General features: G+C 55.1%; 19 protein-coding genes and 2 tRNA genes. 15 read left to right on the plus strand and 6 right to left on the minus strand.

The window, feature by feature from the left end:
* Positions 1-13 precede the first annotated feature (13 nt).
* The 5 genes from ACR0K5_RS12830 to ACR0K5_RS12850 are packed head-to-tail and all read left to right on the plus strand — an operon-like array spanning position 14 to position 3,986.
* Positions 14-901 carry a MurR/RpiR family transcriptional regulator gene (locus ACR0K5_RS12830; protein WP_480630036.1) on the plus strand — a complete coding sequence of 296 codons (888 nt, stop codon included), beginning with the start codon at positions 14-16 and terminating at the stop codon, positions 899-901.
* Positions 898-1,989, plus strand: a complete 1,092-nt coding sequence (locus ACR0K5_RS12835) for an aromatic ring-hydroxylating oxygenase subunit alpha (protein WP_480630037.1) — start codon at positions 898-900, stop codon at positions 1,987-1,989. Before ACR0K5_RS12830 ends, ACR0K5_RS12835 begins: the two co-directional genes overlap by 4 nt.
* Before the next feature lie 16 nt (positions 1,990-2,005).
* Positions 2,006-2,824, plus strand: a complete 819-nt coding sequence (locus tag ACR0K5_RS12840; RefSeq protein WP_480630038.1) for an aspartate racemase/maleate isomerase family protein — start codon at positions 2,006-2,008, stop codon at positions 2,822-2,824.
* A 14-nt stretch (positions 2,825-2,838) separates the two neighbouring features.
* On the plus strand, positions 2,839-3,585 hold the full coding sequence (locus tag ACR0K5_RS12845) for a sulfotransferase-like domain-containing protein (RefSeq protein ID WP_480630039.1): 747 nt from the start codon (positions 2,839-2,841) through the stop codon (positions 3,583-3,585).
* 17 nt (positions 3,586-3,602) lie between these two features.
* The gene (locus ACR0K5_RS12850; RefSeq protein ID WP_480630040.1) at positions 3,603-3,986 is read left to right on the plus strand and encodes a carboxymuconolactone decarboxylase family protein; all 384 of its coding nucleotides are present in this window, start codon (positions 3,603-3,605) and stop codon (positions 3,984-3,986) included.
* Positions 3,987-3,993: 7 nt separating this feature from the next.
* Here the strand turns inward: ACR0K5_RS12850 and ACR0K5_RS12855 are convergent, their stop codons facing one another.
* Together ACR0K5_RS12855 and ACR0K5_RS12860 are read right to left on the minus strand one after the other, a co-directional pair.
* Positions 3,994-5,613 (minus strand): hypothetical protein, encoded by a 1,620-nt coding sequence (locus ACR0K5_RS12855; protein ID WP_480630041.1) that lies wholly within the window; start codon positions 5,611-5,613, stop codon positions 3,994-3,996.
* Positions 5,614-5,645: 32 nt separating this feature from the next.
* Positions 5,646-5,957: a hypothetical protein gene (locus ACR0K5_RS12860; protein WP_480630042.1), complete on the minus strand. Its 312-nt coding sequence runs from the start codon at positions 5,955-5,957 to the stop codon at positions 5,646-5,648.
* Between the two features lie 68 nt (positions 5,958-6,025).
* Here ACR0K5_RS12860 and ACR0K5_RS12865 point away from each other — a divergent pair, with 68 nt between their 5' ends.
* Positions 6,026-6,967 (plus strand): YcaO-like family protein, encoded by a 942-nt coding sequence (locus ACR0K5_RS12865; protein ID WP_480630043.1) that lies wholly within the window; start codon positions 6,026-6,028, stop codon positions 6,965-6,967.
* 7 nt (positions 6,968-6,974) lie between these two features.
* Here ACR0K5_RS12865 and ACR0K5_RS12870 read toward each other — a convergent pair whose 3' ends face one another.
* The 3 genes from ACR0K5_RS12870 to ACR0K5_RS12880 form a co-directional block, all read right to left on the minus strand.
* Positions 6,975-8,222 carry a hypothetical protein gene (locus tag ACR0K5_RS12870; RefSeq protein WP_480630044.1) on the minus strand — a complete coding sequence of 416 codons (1,248 nt, stop codon included), beginning with the start codon at positions 8,220-8,222 and terminating at the stop codon, positions 6,975-6,977.
* A gap of 145 nt (positions 8,223-8,367) precedes the next feature.
* Complete coding sequence (locus ACR0K5_RS12875) at positions 8,368-10,350, minus strand: phosphatase PAP2 family protein (protein WP_480630045.1); 1,983 nt, start codon at positions 10,348-10,350, stop codon at positions 8,368-8,370.
* Between the two features lie 261 nt (positions 10,351-10,611).
* Positions 10,612-10,701: transfer RNA gene (locus ACR0K5_RS12880), tRNA-Ser, on the minus strand.
* 762 nt (positions 10,702-11,463) lie between these two features.
* Here ACR0K5_RS12880 and ACR0K5_RS12885 point away from each other — a divergent pair.
* The 9 genes from ACR0K5_RS12885 to ACR0K5_RS12925 all read left to right on the plus strand — a co-directional run bounded on the left by ACR0K5_RS12885 (position 11,464) and on the right by ACR0K5_RS12925 (position 19,491).
* Positions 11,464-12,615 carry a tyrosine-type recombinase/integrase gene (locus ACR0K5_RS12885; RefSeq protein ID WP_480630046.1) on the plus strand — a complete coding sequence of 384 codons (1,152 nt, stop codon included), beginning with the start codon at positions 11,464-11,466 and terminating at the stop codon, positions 12,613-12,615.
* 325 nt (positions 12,616-12,940) lie between these two features.
* Positions 12,941-14,005 (plus strand): DUF2971 domain-containing protein, encoded by a 1,065-nt coding sequence (locus ACR0K5_RS12890; RefSeq protein WP_480630047.1) that lies wholly within the window; start codon positions 12,941-12,943, stop codon positions 14,003-14,005.
* Complete coding sequence (locus ACR0K5_RS12895) at positions 13,977-14,417, plus strand: trypco2 family protein (protein ID WP_480630048.1); 441 nt, start codon at positions 13,977-13,979, stop codon at positions 14,415-14,417. The genes ACR0K5_RS12890 and ACR0K5_RS12895 overlap by 29 nt, the downstream gene beginning before the upstream one ends.
* Positions 14,418-14,512: 95 nt before the next feature.
* Positions 14,513-15,151 (plus strand): hypothetical protein, encoded by a 639-nt coding sequence (locus ACR0K5_RS12900; RefSeq protein ID WP_480630049.1) that lies wholly within the window; start codon positions 14,513-14,515, stop codon positions 15,149-15,151.
* Positions 15,152-15,435: 284 nt separating this feature from the next.
* On the plus strand, positions 15,436-16,215 hold the full coding sequence (locus ACR0K5_RS12905) for a hypothetical protein (protein ID WP_480630050.1): 780 nt from the start codon (positions 15,436-15,438) through the stop codon (positions 16,213-16,215).
* Between the two features lie 143 nt (positions 16,216-16,358).
* The gene (locus ACR0K5_RS12910; RefSeq protein WP_257600069.1) at positions 16,359-16,568 is read left to right on the plus strand and encodes a helix-turn-helix transcriptional regulator; all 210 of its coding nucleotides are present in this window, start codon (positions 16,359-16,361) and stop codon (positions 16,566-16,568) included.
* Positions 16,558-16,866, plus strand: coding sequence for a hypothetical protein (locus ACR0K5_RS12915; protein ID WP_480630051.1), 309 nt, complete (start codon positions 16,558-16,560; stop codon positions 16,864-16,866). The genes ACR0K5_RS12910 and ACR0K5_RS12915 overlap by 11 nt, the downstream gene beginning before the upstream one ends.
* Positions 16,863-19,001 carry a hypothetical protein gene (locus tag ACR0K5_RS12920; protein WP_480630052.1) on the plus strand — a complete coding sequence of 713 codons (2,139 nt, stop codon included), beginning with the start codon at positions 16,863-16,865 and terminating at the stop codon, positions 18,999-19,001. Before ACR0K5_RS12915 ends, ACR0K5_RS12920 begins: the two co-directional genes overlap by 4 nt.
* A 124-nt stretch (positions 19,002-19,125) precedes the next feature.
* Positions 19,126-19,491, plus strand: a complete 366-nt coding sequence (locus ACR0K5_RS12925) for a hypothetical protein (protein WP_480630053.1) — start codon at positions 19,126-19,128, stop codon at positions 19,489-19,491.
* Positions 19,492-19,831: 340 nt separating this feature from the next.
* Here the strand turns inward: ACR0K5_RS12925 and ACR0K5_RS12930 are convergent.
* Positions 19,832-19,908, minus strand: a tRNA-Met gene (locus ACR0K5_RS12930).
* Between the last annotated feature and the right edge of the window lie 12 nt (positions 19,909-19,920).

Raw genomic sequence — 19,920 nt, forward strand, 5'->3', positions numbered from 1 at the left:
ACCATCGTCAATCATGAATGACACAAATGTATCATCATCCGTTCTCGACCGCCTGAGCCAGGAGTGGGACGCCCTCACCCCCGAGGCGCAAAAAGCCGCACGGTATGTGCTGGAACACCCAACAGACGTTGGGGTTTCAACCGTGCGCGAGATTGCCGAAGCGGCGAAGGTCAAACCCAACACGTTCGTCCGCATGGCCCGGCAAGTTGGGTTCGAAGGGTACGAGGATTTTCGCGCCCCATTCCGCGAAGCGATTCGCCAGAGCGGCGTGTCGTTTCCGGACCGCGCGCGCTGGCTCCGCGATACCGCGAAATCCGGTGAACTGGGTGGCCTTTACGCCGACATGATCGGCGCCGCGATCCGCAATATCGAAGAGACCTTTGCCGGGATTGATACCGCACGCCTGCAATCCGCTGCCGAAGATATCTGGAACTGCCGCCAGATTTTCACGCTGGGCGTGGGCGTCAACAACTCGAACGCGCGCAACTTCACCTATCTGGCGTCCACAGGAATGAAACAGTTCCACGCCATCCCCCGGCCCGGCTCGACCCCAGTGGATGATCTGGCGTGGGCCGACAAACAGGACGTGTTGATCGCAATTACGTGCCACCCGTACAGGACTGAAGTGATCGAGGCGATCAAGCTGGCCAGACAACAGGGTTTGACCGTCGTGGGCATTTCGGACAGCCCGGCAAGCCCGGTAATTCTGAACGCCCATCACGGCTTTGTCGTTGCAGCCGACACGCCGCAGTTTTTCCCGTCATCCGTTTCGACCATCGCATTGCTGGAAACGTTGCTGTCCTTCGTGATCGCGGTGTCCAGCGACGAGATCGTCGAACGGGTCGAACGTTTCCATCGTCGCCGCCACCAACTTGGCATCTATGCGGAGGAGCCAGAATGAACGCACCCCTGACCCACTCACTGGATGCACGCTTTTATACCGATCCTGCTATATTCGAGCAGGAGATGCAGGGACTACTGGCACGTACATGGCAATTCGCGGGCCACGTAGCGCAAGTTCGGGAGACAGGGGATTACTTCGCCTTCGAAATCGCCGGGCAAAACCTGTTCTGCATTCGCGGCCGCGACGAAGAAATCCGCACCTTCTACAACGTCTGCCAGCACCGCGCGCATGAGATGGTCACCGGCGCAGGCAACACCCGCGTCGTGGTCTGCCCCTATCACGCCTGGACCTATGAACTGTCCGGCCAATTGCGCGCAGGTCCGAATATCAAATCCGTCCCCGGTTTCGACCGCAGCGCGATCTGCCTGACTTCGGTCCGGACCGAAGTGTTCAACGGCTTCATCTTCGTCAACCTCGACGATGACGCCGCCCCGATGGACGAATGGTACCCTGGCGTGCGCGAGGAAATCCGCGCTTTTGTTCCGCATATCGACGATCTGGAACCGCTGGAATGGGTCGAGATCCCGGAAAACTGCAACTGGAAGGTCAGCATCGAGAACTACTCGGAATGCTACCACTGCCCGACCAATCACCCGACCTTTGCCGAAGGCGTGGTCAAGCCCGAGACCTACGACATTCAGCCCGACGCAGGTGGCGGGTACGTGCTGCGGCACATGACCGAGTGCCAGAGCCTCGACAAGATGACCTATCCCATCGACCTGTCAGTCCCTCGTGCGGGTGAGTACCAATCTTGGTTCCTGTGGCCGATGTTCTCGTTCCAGTGCTATCCGGGCAATGTGCTGAACACTTATCACTGGCGCGCAAACGATGCCGATCACTGCACCGTCTGGCGCGGCTGGTACACCGAGGGCGGTTCGGAAAGTGCGGTGATCCGGCAACTGGCGGTGCAGGACCGGGAAACAACGGTCGAGGAAGACATTCGCCTTGTAGAATCCGTCCACCGCGGCCTGAAATCGCGGGGCTATCGCCCCGGCCCGCTGGTGCTGGACCCCGGCTGCGGTGTGATGTCCGAACACTCGATCGCAAGGCTGCAACAATGGATGCGCGAGGCGGTGGATCAGTGAAAGGAATCGTGATCTCATGCTGATGCCCGAAGACTGGCGCCCCGAGCACAAACTGTTCCCCCATCAGGTTGGCTTCACCTCTCCCCCGTTCGATTTCGATGCTGCGCCATCAGACTTTCTGCGCATGTGCCCCGAAACCGTCGGCGTGCATGGCTGGATGCTGCATGTGCCCGACTATGTGCACGGGTTGGATCAGCGGAAACGGAACTTCGGCATGCTCGAGGATTTCGTGCACTGCATGTCCCGCAACGGCGTCGATGTCTGCGGTCAGGTCGGCTCGAACTGGGTGCATGCCTGTGGTTTAGGTGTCAAGGGCGTGAGGCAGCACTGCGAAGACCTGTCCGACAAGCATGGCATCCACTTTCACATGGCAGGCTACGCCATGGTCGAGGCCCTGCGCGAGATGAATGTCGAGAAAGTCGCCCTGAACGCAGCCTATCACTGGCCCGAATGGTGGCAGGGCACGGTCGGCTTCCTGAAAGAGGCTGGGTTTGATGTGGTCTGGGCCGGAAATTTCCACGACCAGGGTTGGTTCGACAGTCAGGAAGAGGTCAACTCCTGCCGTTGGGTCTTTGATGGAGATCTGGCGCTAAAGAGCTTTGAATACGTCGCCGACAAGGCCCCGCAGGCCGATGCGATCCTGATCAATGGAATGTGCAACTTCCGCACGGGGCCTGATGGCCTGCCGCAGCGCCCGCTGCATCTGGTCGAAATGCTGGAGGCCGCATTGGGTAAACCGGTGATCGGCCACGACATTGCGCTTTACTGGCGCATCTTCAAATCCCTCGGTATCGCACCCGACACACCGCACGGACAATTGCTGAGACGTCTTTAATTTTTCGAAAGGCCATGACCATGCACAAAATCCTCGCGCTTTGGGCTGTTCCGCGATCCACTTCGACAGCGTTTGAATGGATGATGCGGCAACGGGGCGATCTGGACTGTCTGCACGAACCCTTTGGCGAGGCGTGGTATCAGGGCGAAGATCCGCTGTGGCATCGGTTCCAACCGGGAGATGTGACGACGCCGGGCCTGACATTGGACAGCGTGTGGCAGGATATTCAGCAGCGCGCAAAAAGGGGGCCGGTCTTCCTCAAGGATTTCCCGCACTACATCAACCACATGTGGGACGCCGAGTTCCTGTCGCATTTCTCCCATGCCTTCCTGATCCGGGACCCGGCCAAAACCATCACTTCAATGTACAAGCAATGGCCTGACTTTGCCGAAGGCGAGGTTGGCTTTCCCGAACAGCGTGCCCTGTTCGATCTGTTGACAGCGCTGAACGGTACAGCGCCTCCGGTGATCGACAGCGATGACCTTCTGGAAGACCCACATGGCATGACCCGTGCGATTTGCGAAGCAGTGGAAATTCCTTTCATCGAAGAAGCGCTGACCTGGGAACCGGGCGGGGATCCGTCCGCGCACAGTTGGTGGGATGGTGGATCGTTCCATGGCAACCTTGCGAAATCAACCGGTCTAGCCCCGCAACCGCGCAAGCATATCGACATCACGGACGCGCCGGACCGGGTGAAACAGGTGCACCGCCGGATGAAACCGCATTACGATCACCTTTACAATTACCGCCTGACACGCTGACACACCGGAGACCCGCAATGGCCGACATTTTTGACGAAGACCTGTTCCTGAAAGGGTTGGAACAAAGGAAAAACACGCTGGGTGCGGAGTATGTGGAAAAGAACCTCGCCGCCGCCGATGACTTCACCCGCCCGTTTCAGGAGGCGATGACGGCATGGTGCTGGGGTTTTGGCTGGGGCGACGATGTGATCGACGCCAAGACCCGGTCGATGATGAACCTGTCCATGATCGGCGCGCTGGGGAAAATGCATGAATGGGAAATCCATTGCCGGGGTGCCATTAACAACGGTGTGACTAAGGAGGAAATCCGCGCCATTATCCACGTGGTCGGGATTTATTGCGGCGTTCCGCAGGCACTGGAGTGTTTTCGTGTTGCCCGAAAGGTTCTGGAAGGAGCTTAAAACCTCGTCACAATCCAGCCGCTGACAAAAGCCGCACGCCTTCTTCATAGTGTTTTTTGTTTTTGAAACAGCCCGGCCACGCCCAGCGCTCGGCGGTAAAGCCCGGCTGCAATTCCAGAATCTGCCGGGCATGTCGGCGCGCCAGAGAGTGATTTCCGGCAGCAGCGGACAACATACAGAGCACGACCCGCGCACGCACACTACCGGGGTCAACGCGCAGTACATTGTGCGCGTGTTGCCAAGCTGCTTTGTCTTCGGACAAAGCCAAGGTCATGGATAGGTTTGCCTCTATCCAAATCGGCGGGTGCGGCGTCAGGGCAAGCGCTTGCCGATACACTGATATTCCTTCTTCCAACCGGTCATCATACATCAACAACACGCCATAATATCCCAGTAATTCGGGGCTGCTGTGAAACCGCTCAAGCACCTTGCGCATCAATTCACACGCCTCAGCGGTTCGGTTTGCGACATTGTGGGTAAAGGCTTCCAGTGCCGCACAATAGGGATCTGTCGGATGCGTCTCCCGTAAGGCGACGCAATCGGCTTCGACAATGGCCAGCGTTTGAACCGGCGTATCGTCCATGCCCAAACGAATTAAATCTAACCGACAGAAGCCGATTGCAATGCGCGCCGGTAGGTAATCCGGATCGCGCTGCAAACAGACTTCGTATTGTCGGATGGCACGAAACAGGCCATCTTGTGTTGTGAGGCTTTCCTGAATCCGCCCGTTCTGAAACGCCGTCCAAACTTCAGTGGATGTGCCCCGCGCGGACCAAATGTCGGACCAATGGCCATCGCGCAAGCGCAATTGTAACGCCTCAACGACCTTCATCGCAATCTCTTCAACGGCGTCAAATGTATCCTGTTCACGAAACCGGAACCGTTCGGTCCAAAGGCACACCTGATCCACGGTTGACGTCAACTGGGCGGCCACCCGTAAACCTTCGGCTCCAACGACACTGCCACTCAGAACATAACCATCTATGGTCCCTTCCTGCCTGCGCGCATCGCGCAGTTCGATGACATCGGACAATGTCCCCAGCAAGAAAAGCAACTCATCCCTTATTGAGGCTGCCGCCACGGCAACATTGTGGTTTTCACCAACCACCTCCATCGGCTCTACGACAATGGCCGGCCGTTGACGCCCCCAATGGGATGGCCCTCGTCCACCTATCGGGGCAGCGGTGCTCTCATCGAACCCGATGTCCCAATAGGCCTGCCGTTCCACAGCAAGCCAATCCTCGAACTCGGGGTCAGCAACATCCAACCCTTCCAGAAGTTCGGCGCGATCCGGTTGAAGCGGTTCGTCGAACAGGTCGACCTCTAGCGCCTTCAGATCGATTGATACCTTCTCTCGATCAACCTCTAAGAAATCGAGATCAAATTTTGCCAGGTGTTTACTCAGGACACTCAATTCTTTTCGAAGTGAGGCTGCCCCCTGAGCCGGAGAGCTTTTGCTCCACAGCTTGTCCTGCAACCATGTCCTGCTGCGAACAGTATTTTTAGACAATAACACCAAGGCAAGAAGCGCCTTCGCCTTGGTGCCGCGTGGTGTGGCATCCTGACCGTCATTGCATATCACCTGAAACGGGCCGGTCAGGAAAATCTTGTCTTTTGCCTTAGTCACAAAAAGCCCTCAGGCAAGCTTGGATGTCGCGGTCAGGATCCGCAACCAAAAATAACAATACTACCCATCGCTTCGTACGCGAAATCATCACACCAGGATTCATAGTCGGAATTTTCTTCAGTGACTTTACCCTTCAAATCCGGGATTATGATGTTAATCAATTTTTCATCGTCGTAGACAAATTGAACATCGCGCCCCTCTTTGTCGGCAATCATCTCGCGGATCTTAGCTTCCGCTTCATCCTCCATTTCCTTTCGGTCAAGCGCACGACCCCGTGCCGCCCTGAGAACTTCGCATCCCAGATCTTTGAGCGAAAACTGTGGATCTAATGTCAAACGAGCCATGTAAAATCTCCTTCTCAAACAACAGTGCTCATTTGTATAACCGGTTACATGATTATCCGGAAACGAAAATGACCGATGCGTTGATTGAAAGTGCTGAATCTGCTCGGCTAATTTCCAAACCCTCGTTTGCCGATTTCCCCAAAGACGCGCCAATCCATGCGGCCTTTCGCATGATCGAATTGCGCAACGGGACTCAGCCACCCAAAGGCGGGATGAGCCACCGGGTGTCTTTCGGTACCGCCCGCACGAAGGAAGAGGCAGCGCGGATGGCCGGGTTTGAAGCGATAGAACGCTATGCTTTGCAATACAGCGCAGAGGCGCCCAAATCCCGCGCAAGCCTGATCGCATCAGACGGCGCATCCCATGTGATGCCAAACGACGCGCTTGCACTGGGTGCGCCGGGCAGTGACGGAAAGGTCACTTCAAAAGGTGCCGCTGCCGGTCCAACGCACGAGGCCGCTGCCCTGTGGGCAGCGTTGGAGTGTCTGGAGCACACTCTTGGTTCACAAAGGTTTGACTATCTTTTGCCGAGAATAGCGCTGCCCAGAGATTTGACGCACTGGCTGAACACCCACTTGCGGCAACTGAGCATTCACATCCACATAGTTCCGGAAATCGGCCTTTTGCTGCGCGCGGTTTGCACAGATTGGGATGGTGGCAGGCCAACCTACGGCACGGCCTTTTCCGCCGATCTGGCACAGGGCGTCTGGCACGCGGCATCCGAGGCGGTGGTGTCCTGGCGCAACATGGTGATGCTTGATCATAACGGCGTAACGGATGACGGCATGGATGCTGATCAGGCACTATTGTTCCGATTGTATCGCGGCGCGCAGAATGACCGGCCCGTAGCGCCGACAACACCGTTCAACGAGGCGGGTATGGACAAGCCCGACCCTACGCTGGCTTCGGTTTTGACAGCGGCAAGCAAAGTCGCCGGTCGTCCGATCGCGATTTTTGACATGACCGCGCCAGAAATCCCTCTGCCAGTGGTCAAAGCCGTACCGGTTTGAGCGCTCGTCAGCTCTTGTTTTCGCGAATAACCGTGATGTCGACACAAGCCTCTGCTTCGCAACGGTCCGCAAACTCCGAGATCTGCTTGCAACGTTGGGTCTCGGGTAAACCGCAGACAAACGGCCCCGGATCAACATCCGGGATTTCGACAAACTCGACACGGGTGATTGCACGTGACTTGGCGGCAACTGTAATCAGGGGGCCAACCTCGATCAGGCTGGCGAGTGCATAGCCCGAGACAGGTCGCGCCGATGCGCCTGTTCCCAGCGTGATATCGTCCAAAAACCGGGGATCATCGTCGGCAGGCCCGAATTCGAGCCGCATGGGCATTCCCAGCTCACCGCGCTCATATCGCACCCAATCCGAAGGCACGTTGTCCTCACCCAAAAATAGTTCTGAAACATGGAATGCCTGAATATAGAGCCCCAACGGATCAGAGAATGCCATTGCCTGGCCTGTTGGTGACGTACCGCCTTTCCCGACGGCCAGTTCGAATGTTTCTCTCGCCAAGCGAGCCCCGGCATGCCGGCAATACAGATCCTGCCGGTTCGCGAAATCGAGCATTTCTTCAAGTCGCGCACGCCGCCTGCTTTCGCCGTCATTCACGAAGTACGGGAACGAGGAAAAGTGCATAGTCTGGATCAGATCGACCAGGCTGTTTGTATCTTTGGCCAAAAACAGGACATGTCGGATATTCAATGGGTGTTCCGGCGGATTTGCGTAATCCTCACCAACCAGCCTTTTGTGGAAACGGGCCGCGCGCTCGGAAACATCCATCGATTTCCACCCCGATCGCGAAACCTCGAACAGGTCCTCGCAGGAATACACACACCCGGAAACGGATGCGACCACCGACAGGAAGTGGTCGAGGTCGAACATCGCCATGGTTCGCCACCATTCCATCAACTCGGTTGTGGCCACAAAACGCTTCGGACGCATTCTGCCGCTGGCATCGGGCCGCGTCACCAGCGCGTATTCCAGGTATTCGTTATGCAGTTCAACCCTACTGGACCAGCCATGGTCAGACAGGCGGGCCGCCAGCTCTTCTCCCAGACAATCCTGCGGCTCACGCGGATTGGCGAGCCATCTGAACCCATTCGAAGGCTTCCCCGACTCTATGTCACGCGGATCCATGACCAGAAACGGGCTGACACCATGCCTGTCAAAGATGTCATGAATGTTCGAGTTCCACGCTGAAAGGGCAGCCTTGTTCGCGCCTTGATCGGCAAGTCCCGGCGATTGGAAAACAGACATCAGCGAACACCGTTGGGCTTCAGAAACACAAGGATGGATAGTCGGAGATTGATGCCAACGTGGCTTTGTTTCCAATTGAGGCATCGGCTTTGGTGACGAACATGACAACATCATGAAGGACGACCTTCCACAGTGACCGACACCGTCATCCTTTCCAGCCCGCCTGTTCAGGCAAATGGCGGGTCCACCACAGTTCAGGTGTACTGTTCACAATGTGGATTTCACTTCCGGAAGAGCGATTACCAACAACGCTGAGGCGATCTCCATCAAACGTTTCGAGCGACACTTTCGCAGAGTCCGGGAATTTCGCCATATGCTCGGCCAGCATGCCGACTGCGACGCGTTCACCCATCCGGACACTGTCGAAATAGTCGCTGTAGAAATGAACCCCTGCCAGATTGCGTCCGATTGCGATATTCGCAGCCAACTTGTTCAATTCGCCGTTCAGCGTCAGCTTTGCCGCGCTGTCATCTGGCCGCACGGAATCAATCAGTGTTTTGCCACCCGAAGCCGGTACAAAAACGCGCGGCATACCCGCATCCGCCAAAGACACCCGGGAACCGTCCCGGGCATGGGTCCTGAAAAACGCCTTGAGCAGGGTGGCGCACGCCCCGGCAACAGCCCCGTGCCCCGCCCCGTAAGACGGGTGCATCGGCGAGCCCTCGGGATACGCAATTGGCAACAGCAAGTTGCGGTCGTTCTGAGGCAGTCCTTTATGGGAAACTGTGCTGTGCGCGAACCGTCTAATGGACGGCGCGGCAGCAATGGCATTCAACAGACTGAAGCCTTCGCAATCAGCGCTTTCCAATTTCTCAAGATGGGCGGCTGCAAACGGTTCAGCTGCCCCAAGCACCGCGCCATGACCATTCGCCACCAGAGTTGCAATACTGCCCAGCTTTTCAGGGCGGGCCCGGTTGTGCACCTGAAAAGTCTGATGTTTCACAGCCCGCAATGCCCGGGTCGCGGTTTCCGCCAGCATTGACAGCACATGAGAACCACCCCAAGAGGCCCCCGCATCGTACGCACAGGTACGCCTGGCTTCAGGCAGGCCCTCATCTGTTTCAATACCTCGAGCGAGCATCAACAGGCAGGCGTTGAAAAAAGCCTGATAAATCGTGTCGAAATGGACATAGGTCGCCAGATCGCGTGGCGTTTCAATGAATTTCGGACCACACGTCTCAAAGGCCTGTTCACCGGTTGTGTCGGCGCCGTTTTGAACATCCAGCCACTCAGCCCAGTCCCGCAGATAATCCACACCAACAGCCTGAGGCGCGATCCTCTGGTCCAGCCGCAGCGCATCGAACGGCATTACCACGGTTGGTGTTGTCTGTGCCAAACGCCGTCTTTGCTCGTGCGCACCGTCTGACGTCAGCGGGTCATGTCCCTGTACAAGGAACTGCGACAGGTAAGGCCCCTGCGCACAGCCTTGGCTGGAGCCGCGAAACAAAGTCTGAGGAGACAGACCCTCGCCGTCCCGAACCCGACGTGCCGAAGGTACTTTTCCGATCTCGGTGCCATTGGCATCCTTTGGACAACCGTCGCCGCGAAACCATTCCAACTGGCCGAGGGCACCAACAACTTTGTCAGATTCTTCTGCACCGTCTCGAATGGTTTCAAACGACACATCTCGTAAGTAGGCCATTGCATAGACTTCGGCCATCTCCGCCGCCAGTTCATCTGACCCAAGTCTGGGTGCCGGAGCGATACCTAATCCACCTGCATCCGAACTATTCAGACCCAACCGGTGACCCAGGATTGGCCCTTCCCACGCACGCCATCTAAATTCACCACCCTCTGACGGCGTGGTGCGGAAGGGCCCGGAATAGGCTGGTGTATCAAACAGAGCCAGCCTGTTTCCATAATTGTCGGTGCAGGTTGGGTCAGCCACCTCTTCCAGAAATTCAGTGTAAACCTGCGCATTAACAATACCGTTTTCGTCATGCCGCAACCCCTTCGAAAAATTCGTGGGCCAAGTTCCGGCAAACAAGTCTGATTCACCATTGTGGTCCTTGACGATCCTCTCTTGGGTGCCAATCTGCGCGTTAGAACGGTGCCGATCCCGGACGACGCCATGAAAGCGTTTCTCAAGGTCCTGCCACGGATCAGACGGAACAGTATGTTGCGGCATGTTGTTCTCCTATTCGACAGAACAACGATTCGCATGAGGGCGTTACCGGATCGTGACCGGTTTTTCAGATAGGTATTACTCTTGTTCTGCAGTATATCGAGGCTGCCCTAAAGATGAAGGGTACCCATATGCGTGAGACACAAGGCGCGGGTGTAGCGTTCGGATCTCTTGGAGAAAAGCGATCCCGAATTCGGACAAGCCATCAAAGGAAACCCGATTTGGGTCCGTGTGGTATCGGACAGAAACATCGAAGAAGATAGATGGCGGAGACGAAGGGATTCGAACCCTCGAGACCCTTCCGGGCCTACTCCCTTAGCAGGGGAGCGCCTTCGACCACTCGGCCACGTCTCCGCCGACGGGTATATCCTTGCAAGCGACGGGAATACAAGGCGAAATTTCCATTTTGTGCCTCACTCCGACAAAATTGCTGAACCCGTTGAAATCACGGTAAAACACACCGAATTACGTGGATTTTTGGCAAGATTTGGACATTTTTTCTAAGGCATTTCCCAGAGCCAAACAACCCAACCGTCAGGTTCGAAACACCACAACGCATCGAATCCCTGTTCTGCATCACCGCGCCGATTGAGAGACCATTATCTTCAAACGGTGAATTTCTGTTGTCCCAGGCCGAACCCCTCTCCTCCGGGCAGTGGAGGTAGCACTTGGCAATGCAAACAAACAATGGCTCACTTTGCGTCCACGACCATCCGCCGGAGACAGCTTGGTCGACATCTCGGTGAAACCAACAATATAAGAAAAGAGAATGGTGACATCGTTATGGCGGTCACCTCATCCGCTTGTTTCCAGAGTGCTTCCGGTGGGGGTGTCGTAAATAGCAACACCGCCGTGAGTCGGCGCGTAACGTGTTGTTTTTGTGTTGGAGTTTGGTTGCGGGGAGAGGATTTGAACCTCTGACCTTCAGGTTATGAGCCTCATTGTCGTATGTTTGCTGTTATTTGCTAAAGTTATTTCTTGTATTATTTATCAATATGTTACCTATGACTTGGCTTGTTGTAAGCATTCTCCACATTGTCCAAAATTGCTCTCCGGTGTAGCACCAATGTAGCACCATCAACTTTCGGTAGCACCAAAACACCTAAAGGATATACCGTGGCCAGTCACCGTTTGAACTTCACCAAAGCAGCCCTTTCGAAAGCCCCCGCCGCCAAGATAGGATCGCGGGACTATTACTATGACGAACGGGAAGCGGGGTTGATACTGGCGGTGACGGCAGCAGGATCAAAGAGCTTTTATCTATACAAACGGATCGAAGGGCGACCCGAACGCCTGTTGCTTGGCAAATTTCCTGACATGACCGTGGAACAGGCCCGCAAGGCGGCAGCAAAGGCCAAAGGCGGCATCGCGTCTGGGGCGAACCCTCAGAAAGAGAAAAAGGCCATACGGGATGAAATGACTTTTGGGGCGCTTTTTGCCGAATACATGGACAAGTATTCCAAGTTGCATAAGAAGTCGTGGAAATACGACGAGCGGGAAGTAAACAAATATCTGTCGCATTGGTTCCGCCGAAAGATATCCAGCATTGATCGGTCTGAGGTAGAAAGGCTTCATGCAAAGATCGGCAAGGACAACGGCTTGTATCAGGCCAATCGTTTGCTTGAACGTATTCGCTCCATATTCAACAAGGCCATTGAATGGGGGTGGAAGGGTGTGAACCCCGCTGTCGGCATCAAAAAGTTTCGGGAACAAAGCCGCGACAGATTCTTGCAGCCTGACGAACTGCCCCGGTTCTTCGAGGCGCTGGCAAATGAACCCAACGAAGCCGCGCGGGATTTCTTCATGATTTCCCTTCTCACAGGTGCGCGAAAGTCAAACACTCTGGCGATGATGTGGAAGGATATCAATTTTCAATCGGCGACATGGCGGATTGAGGAAACCAAGAACGCTGACCCGCTGATTGTTCACCTTCCCCAGCAGGCAATTGAACTGCTAATCGAACGAAAACTAAAGTCGGACAGCCCCTATGTGTTCGAAGGTTCGGGCAAGAGCGGCCATCTTGCGGACCCCAAGAAGGCGTGGAGCCGGATTCTAGAAGAAGCTGGAATCGACAACCTGCGCATTCATGACTTGCGCCGCACCTTGGGCAGCTATCAGGCGGCAACCGGGGCCAATGGTTACATCATTGGGAAGTCACTTGGGCATCGGTCGCAGCAATCTACCGCAATCTATGCACGACTGAACCTTGATCCGGTCCGGGAGAGCGTAGACAAAGCGACCGAGTTGATGTTTTCGAAAGCAACTTAGGGCGGAAAGAGCCCTTACCTGCCGTTGGTCATTTTCCTCAAATCAGGCAATTAAGATACAAACCTGTGTGGAACATGGGGTCTATTCTTGCTTGTCATTTACCAAAAAGCGGACATTCAAACGACTTCGGGTAGAAGCTCCTCTGACACAATCATTCCTTAAAGTTTTCTACTGGAAAAAACAGAAAGTGTAGGAAACTTGAAAACCATAGAAAACCTACCTCAGAGGCGCCAACACCATTATTCTCGACGGCACGGCTGTACGCTTGAATGGCGTCGTTGTGCCCGAGTTGAACACCGAGTCAGGGCAAGCGGCAAAGTACTGGATGGTGGCTTATCCCGACGGTAAGAACGTTCACTGCGATCTGAACGGCGAGCGCACCTATGATCGTTGGGTCAGGGTGTGTCAGTTCGAGGGCAAGGACCTCGGGGCTGCCGTAAATGCCGCAGGCTATGCCCTTGACTGTGCAAGATATTCTAGAGGACGTTACCGGCATTTGGAAAAATGGGCTGCGCGGTCACAGATCGAGCGGGCCGGCTACTGCAGGTGGGCGTCTATGACAAACGATCAACGATCAAAAGCCGCAGAAATTCACTACTATTGTTCGGCGAACGTACTGAAGAACATTCTTGAAAACAAAAAATTGTGGCTGACGGATCTTAGTCTCTCAAACGACTCGCTAGAGGGAAAGTGGGCATTGGAACGGTTTGTCGAGAGCATCGATTTTGGTGTCTTGGAGCGAGACAGCGTCAAAAAACGAGCAGCTCGTTTCGTAGCGAGAATGTCCTTACTTGACCATTTCGCTCTAGGAATGTGTTTCTCCGGCAAAGAAGACCTACTTAGCCAGTGGCGAGGCTACGCGGACGAAGGTGCCGGATTTTGCGTAAGTTTTTTCGAGTCTTCAATTCGAGATCTTGTACTGCGGGAAAACAAAAAACTCCCGAGCCTTCGGTTCGAAAAGATGTCCTACAACAGTACACTGAGTTCTGATTGCAAAGAGAAAATGTCTCAGGCTTTTGATGACTACATCTCCGAATACGAGGAAACGAAAGCGGGTGCTGGTTTCTCGGGCCGGGTCAGGCCGGAGAAAACACAAGAAGCGGTCCAAAGTATGTATTTGGCGAAGAACCCGGCCTTTGAAGAAGAGAACGAGTATCGGCTATTTTTAGTTAGCCGACCCGAAGACTTGGGAGAGGTGAGTCTGAGAGAAAGCAATGGGATAATTTCTCCAAAAGTAGAGTTGGACATAGATTTACTTGCCATTTCTTCGATCACGATGGGCCCAAGAAACCCAATTCCGCAAAACACTATGAGGCATGTTCTTAATAGAATGGGATGCCCGGCGTTACTTAGTCCCTCCAGTGCCAGCTTTCGAAAAGCTGGTTTTTAGTGGGAATTCAACAATCGGCAATAGGGGGCATATTGAAGCTATGGATTTAAAAGAATTTATTGTTGGGGCAATTTCCGACATCTCATCGGCCGTTGCTGAGGCGGATGGGGAAATCAAGGATTCCGGCGGGTTGGTAAACCCTGGAACTCACACCAAGGAAACAGTCGGCGGGAAACGAAAAACGGTATTTGTTGCCCCCCGTACCAAACTTGAGTTCGATATTGCGGTTTCGGCTACCAATGAGAGGTCTGGCGGCGGAGAGGCGAAGGCTAAAATCTGGGTGGTAGACGCCTCACTAGGGGGCAAGGCTGAGACGAAAAACGAAAGTGTATCTCGCCTCACCTTTTCAATTGATGTGGTTCTTCCACATGACAAAGACCAGCGTACTCGCGTCGGAAAAGTTAAGACTTAATAATTTCACTATGGGGAGGCGTCGAGAATATCTAGCGAATTTGTAGGTACCGACCCAGAAGAACCTTAACAAGATAAGAATTGAAAAGGATTCAGATGAGGATTTTAGCTTACCTCTTTGCTGGTTTGATGATGATAGTCATCGCAGCCGCCGCCTATCTTTTGAGTGTTGGGTACCCCGAAAAACCGGGTGAATGGGTCAAGTTCTGGACGTATTTTGGAGGAGTTTCTGCTCCTCTTTTGAGCTTTGTAGCGCTTGGAGCCGTGGCACATGGTCTGAGGCTACAGGCTGAAGCACTTAAAAACGAACGTGAACAAAGGTCGCAAGACAGGCAATTGAGGGCTTTGGATGGATGGCTTCGGGAAATTGATGAGCACCTTGATAGACCTCAACTGAAGTTAAACGAGCGCCTTATTTCGCTTAGGCTCGTTCTGTTAGGCGGGCCAGAAAGCGAGGAAGCGAACGCGTCGAAACTGAAGGAATGTTTGCAGGAGTATCTGTTACTTCTTTCGCGGTATTGCGAAATGGTTGCGATCTACCGTGAGAACGTTTCGCCTTACTTTGAGACCAAGGTTTATCGGGATCGAGGTGGCAAACTGTTGGATATGATTAAACCCTTCGACATGGTTCTGCAGCCAGCCGCAGGTGTCACAATTGAATTCTGCGATATGCATTTGAGGGGTGACAACGAACGAAAAACATCTGAAGCCATGAATAGAAGTTCGCGTCACTAAAGTTCAACAATAAGGACCTGTTGGCATTTCTGAATGTCTGCGTTGGTGCTCGCTAAGTGAACTCATTGACTTCGGGCTTCATTGACAGCCTGAGCTTACGCAGTTGACTTTGCACCTGCAGCGAATGGCCGCTTGGTGGCGTTCCCGCTAGAACCAACCAAGGCAGGGCAGATCACTCGATTCCCCCTATGCCCGTAATCCGGATCGCATGAACCAAACCGAGTTTCACCGTCTGCACTGTCAGCCTCTGGCTTTTTGCTGGCTTTTCCTGAACAAGCTGCGTCATGGAACAGGCTGACAACACTCCCACCGACACCGATGCGACGCCGAACGTGCCTTGGCTGCGCCTCATGGCGGGCCACGGTTTCTTGACGGAACTTCACCGCCTCTATGATACCCGGTTCATGTATGAACTTGAGATGCTGATGGCCGCCCCCAATCCCGACATTGAAGACCTGCGGACAGGGGTAGAGGCAGCGGCGCGGGCCTACATCCGCGAACGCCGCAACATGCGCCGACGCAAGCCGGGTGCAAAGGAATATCGTCGCCTGTCCGCATTGTCGGATAAACTGGATGCGGTCTCTGTTGAACTCGCCCGGCTTCAAGGCTCGCCGGACTGTTCCGGGAAACTGGCCGACGCGCTGGAAACATGGGCCCAATCGGCTGATCCAAGTGCTGCCGGAATTGCAAACCTGATCGAAGGTGCATTTGGTCCCGGCGATCCTATCGGCCATATCGCGGCGTTTCTCGAACTGTTGCATAAGGCCACCGCAGAAACGGTTACTCTGGGCGAGCATGACACCCCAAGCAGCTATCATGAGGCCGATCTGGATCGTTGGTCTCGCAGGCCAAAGAAAACCGAAAGCCAGCCGATTGCGGCGTTAGCCCGCGCCTTTCGCCCCTATTGGGAGCGCAACGCCATGCGCCCCTTTAATGCGGGCCGCTACGATCCGGCCACAAAGCAAAACAAAGCAACCGCTGTAGATGCGATTCATTTGATCGGCCAAAAACTTGATCCGGACCTGACGCGTGCGCGTGTGGTCACGGTAATGCGGGTGATATAGACATTTTTTCGCCACATTATGTGGCAGTTAACCGGCATGTTTTCCTATGTAGGAAGTGTTTTTTGTTTCCTGCTTCACGCGTTCAGGCGTGTCCAATCGCTCTCTAGGTTTCTCTTCATCGATCTAAATTGATGGAGGTTATCATGATCGCAAAACAGGCAGATACCCTGCTTAAACCCGAGCAAGTCGCGGAACGCCTCGGCGTGTCCACAACCACCCTTGCCACATGGCGCTGCACCAAGCGCTATCCGCTGGCTTATGTCAAAGTTGGCCGCTTGGTCCGCTATCGCATGGGAGATGTAGAAGCGTTCGAGATCGCGCGTCTTCAGGAGGTGGTTGCAAATGACTGGTAATTGGAAGCCTATCGAATTCGCGGCCATTGCTGAACTGGCCCGGATCAATCTGCAAACTCTACTGGCCGAATGGTTGCCGGATGGCCGGATCATCGGGAGCGAATGGGTGGCGCTGAACCCAACCCGCGCAGATCGGTCGCGCGGATCGTTTCGGATCAATCTCGACAGCGGCCTGTGGGCCGACTTCGCCACGGATGACAAAGGCGGCGATGCCATCAGCCTTTTTGCCTATCTAAACGGGGTCCAGCAAGGACAGGCCGCGCGTGCACTGGCGCAACGTCTGGGGGTGCAGGCATGAGCGCGCTGCCCGACCTTCGCCACCCGACAGCCGGTGTCGCTGATACCCAGCATGTTTATCGCAGCAGAACGGGTGCGCCTGTGCTCGTCGCCAATCGCTATGAGGGCAACGGCAGGGGCAAGTTCTTTCTGCCCTACGACGTGACCAAGGACGCATGGAAAGCACCCCAGTTGCGCCCGGTCTATCATCTAGACCGGATCGCCCAGGCGAACCCGGATCAGCCGGTGATCTGGGTTGAAGGGGAGAAGTGTGCCGATGTTCTGACGGGCTTGGGGTATCTGGCCTCTACCAGTTTTGGAGGCAGCAAGGCGCTGGCAAAAACTGACCTGTCACCGCTGGCAGGCCGTACTGTCATTATTTGGCCTGATCATGATGAGCCGGGACAGAGCTATGCCGCTAAGTTGGCCGAAGAGCTCGTTACATTACATAGGGCGACACCTCTGATCCTGCCGATCAGTGACGCACTGATTCAAGCGCATGATTCATCGAGTCGGATCCCTAAACCAATACATAGGGGCTGGGACGTGGCCGACGCCATTGCCGCAGGTTGGGGGCTAGGCGAGATTGACGCCCTGATAAACAGCGTTGCGTGTGATTTGCCGGATGCAACTGCCGCCTACCTTACAAGTAAGGTTCAGCCTGCCGCCAATGACCCGCATCCCCCTATGTATCATAAGGAAAACCCCGACCCGTGTACGTTACCTATACATAGGGATGAACCTGCACCTATACGTAACGATAGCAGTGCGGCACTGGTGGATGGGCTTGAGCTTTGGAACACGCCGCAGGGTGAGCCCTATGTAACGTTACGGGCCAAGGGTCACTTTGAGCATTGGCCTGTCGGATCATCGACCTTCCGCAACTATCTGGCCTATGCCCATTACAAGGCCGAAGGCAAAGCGCCCTCCAATGCCGCGCTGGATGACAAACGCCGGATGCTGGAAGGGGTGGCGCGGTTCGAAGGCGAGACCTACCCCGTGTCCAGCCGCATCGCCTCCATCGGGCGCACGGTCTATCTCGACCTTGGTGACAAGGACTGGCAGGCTGTAGCGATCACGTCCGAGGGCTGGCAGGTGGTCAGCCACCCGCCCGCGCGGTTTCGGCGCTCGCCAGCCATGCAGGCGCTGCCAGTGCCGGAACGGCATGAGAATGGCATCGAGTTGCTGCGCGATTTTCTGAATGTGGAAAGCGAAGATGATTTCCGCATGCTGGTGGCATGGGTTCTGGGATGTTTCCACCCCAAGGGCCCCTACCCTATCCTGATCCTGTCGGGCGAACAGGGCAGCGCCAAAAGCACCACTGCGCAAACCCTACGTGATCTAATTGACCCATCCAGTCCAAGCACCCGAAGCACACCCAATTCCGAGCAGGATTTGGTCATTGCCGCGATGCACAATCATGTTCTGAGCTTTGACAATCTCTCGACCATCCGCCCAATGATGGCGGACGCCTTCTGCCGGATAGCTACGGGTGGCGGCTTTGGCACCCGAAAGCTGCACACCGATAGCGACGAGGTACTGTTCAACGCGACGCGGCCCTGCCTGCTGAACGGTATTCCCGATCTGGCGGCGCGGCCTGATCTGGCGGATCGGTCCATAGGCATTCACCTGCCGGTCATTCCACCCGGCAAGCGCAAAACCTTGGGCGCGTTCAATCGCGACTTTGCCAAGGCCAAACCCTTCATCTTGGGTGCGCTGTTGGATGCGGTCTCCTGCGCATTGGGGCGGATTGACTCTGTGAGCCTCTCAGAGGCCCCTAGGATGGCCGACTTCGCAAAATGGGTCGTTGCAGCCGAAGACTCGCTTGGGTGGACTCAGGGCGCATTTCTGGACTCCTACGCGGCAAATCGTGCCCGAAGCGATCAAGCCGCTGTCGAGGCCAACCCGGTCGCACTGGCAATTCTGTCACTGATGAATGGGCGGCAGCAGTGGAACGGGACGGCAACCGAGCTTAAGCAAACCTTGCGGGACCGCTTTCCTGCGCTGACAGAGGACAGCCAGAGCTTTCCCCGATCCGAGGCGCGGTTTGGTGCAGCGCTGCGCAGGGTTCAGCCGGTGTTGCGGCGTCAGGGTGTGAACATCGTGTTCAGTCGGGAAGGAAAAGCAGGAATGCGGGTGATTGAATTGAGGATGTGAAGAGGGTGCATACCGCCCGCTGGCGAATCCGACATTTTTATAAACAAGGAATGAGGTTGCCATAGTGAAGCCTCATTCCAGTGTTCAATCCGCACCGTAATCGCATGTATTTAAGGAGTATTTCATGCGCAAGTTTTTTTATGCCGCTTCCTTGTTGCCTTTTGTCGCTGCTTGCGCGCAGTCCCCAGATAAGGTCGGTGCCACGTATGTTAGCCCGGCGATCTTCGATGGTCGTTCGTGCCAACAATTGCACGCGGAGCGCAACCAGATCGCAAGCAACGTAAACAAACTGACCGCAGACCAGAAGAAATCAGCTACGGATGACGCGGTCATTACGGGCGTGACACTGGTTCTGTTTTGGCCTGCCGCGTTAGCAATGGCTGCCACCCAAGATCATGCCAACCAATTGGCGGCGGCCAAGGGGAACTACGAAGCCATCACGAAAGCTATGCAGGCGAAGAACTGCCCACAAGTCGGCGTTACAGGTTAACACTACCAGACGTTAGCGACGACAGGGGCCACGTTCTAGCGTAGTCCCTGTTTTTATGGTGCCATCCGGGCTTTGACGCCAACACACACGGGATGGATCAGTTCAAGAAGATCCAACTGCTCGCTTCCGTTTTGGCTGACGGTGCTGACAGCACTGACGGTGAAGCCACGTCGCGTTTCAAATTAGAGAGAATCGGACTTGGGGATGTGTCAGCTTCGCTGGACGTAAGGCGCTGTTCTTTGCTGTGTAGCGTAGCACCGCTGTAGCACCGGGCGCGACAGTCCTGAACACAAGAAACGTCCATTGGTGCGTTAGTGCGTTGTAATTATGTAGGTATTTTTGGTTGCGGGGAGAGGATTTGAACCTCTGACCTTCAGGTTATGAGCCTGACGAGCTACCGGACTGCTCCACCCCGCGACACTTTTGGTG

Source organism: Ruegeria sp. AB9, assembly GCF_056542585.1.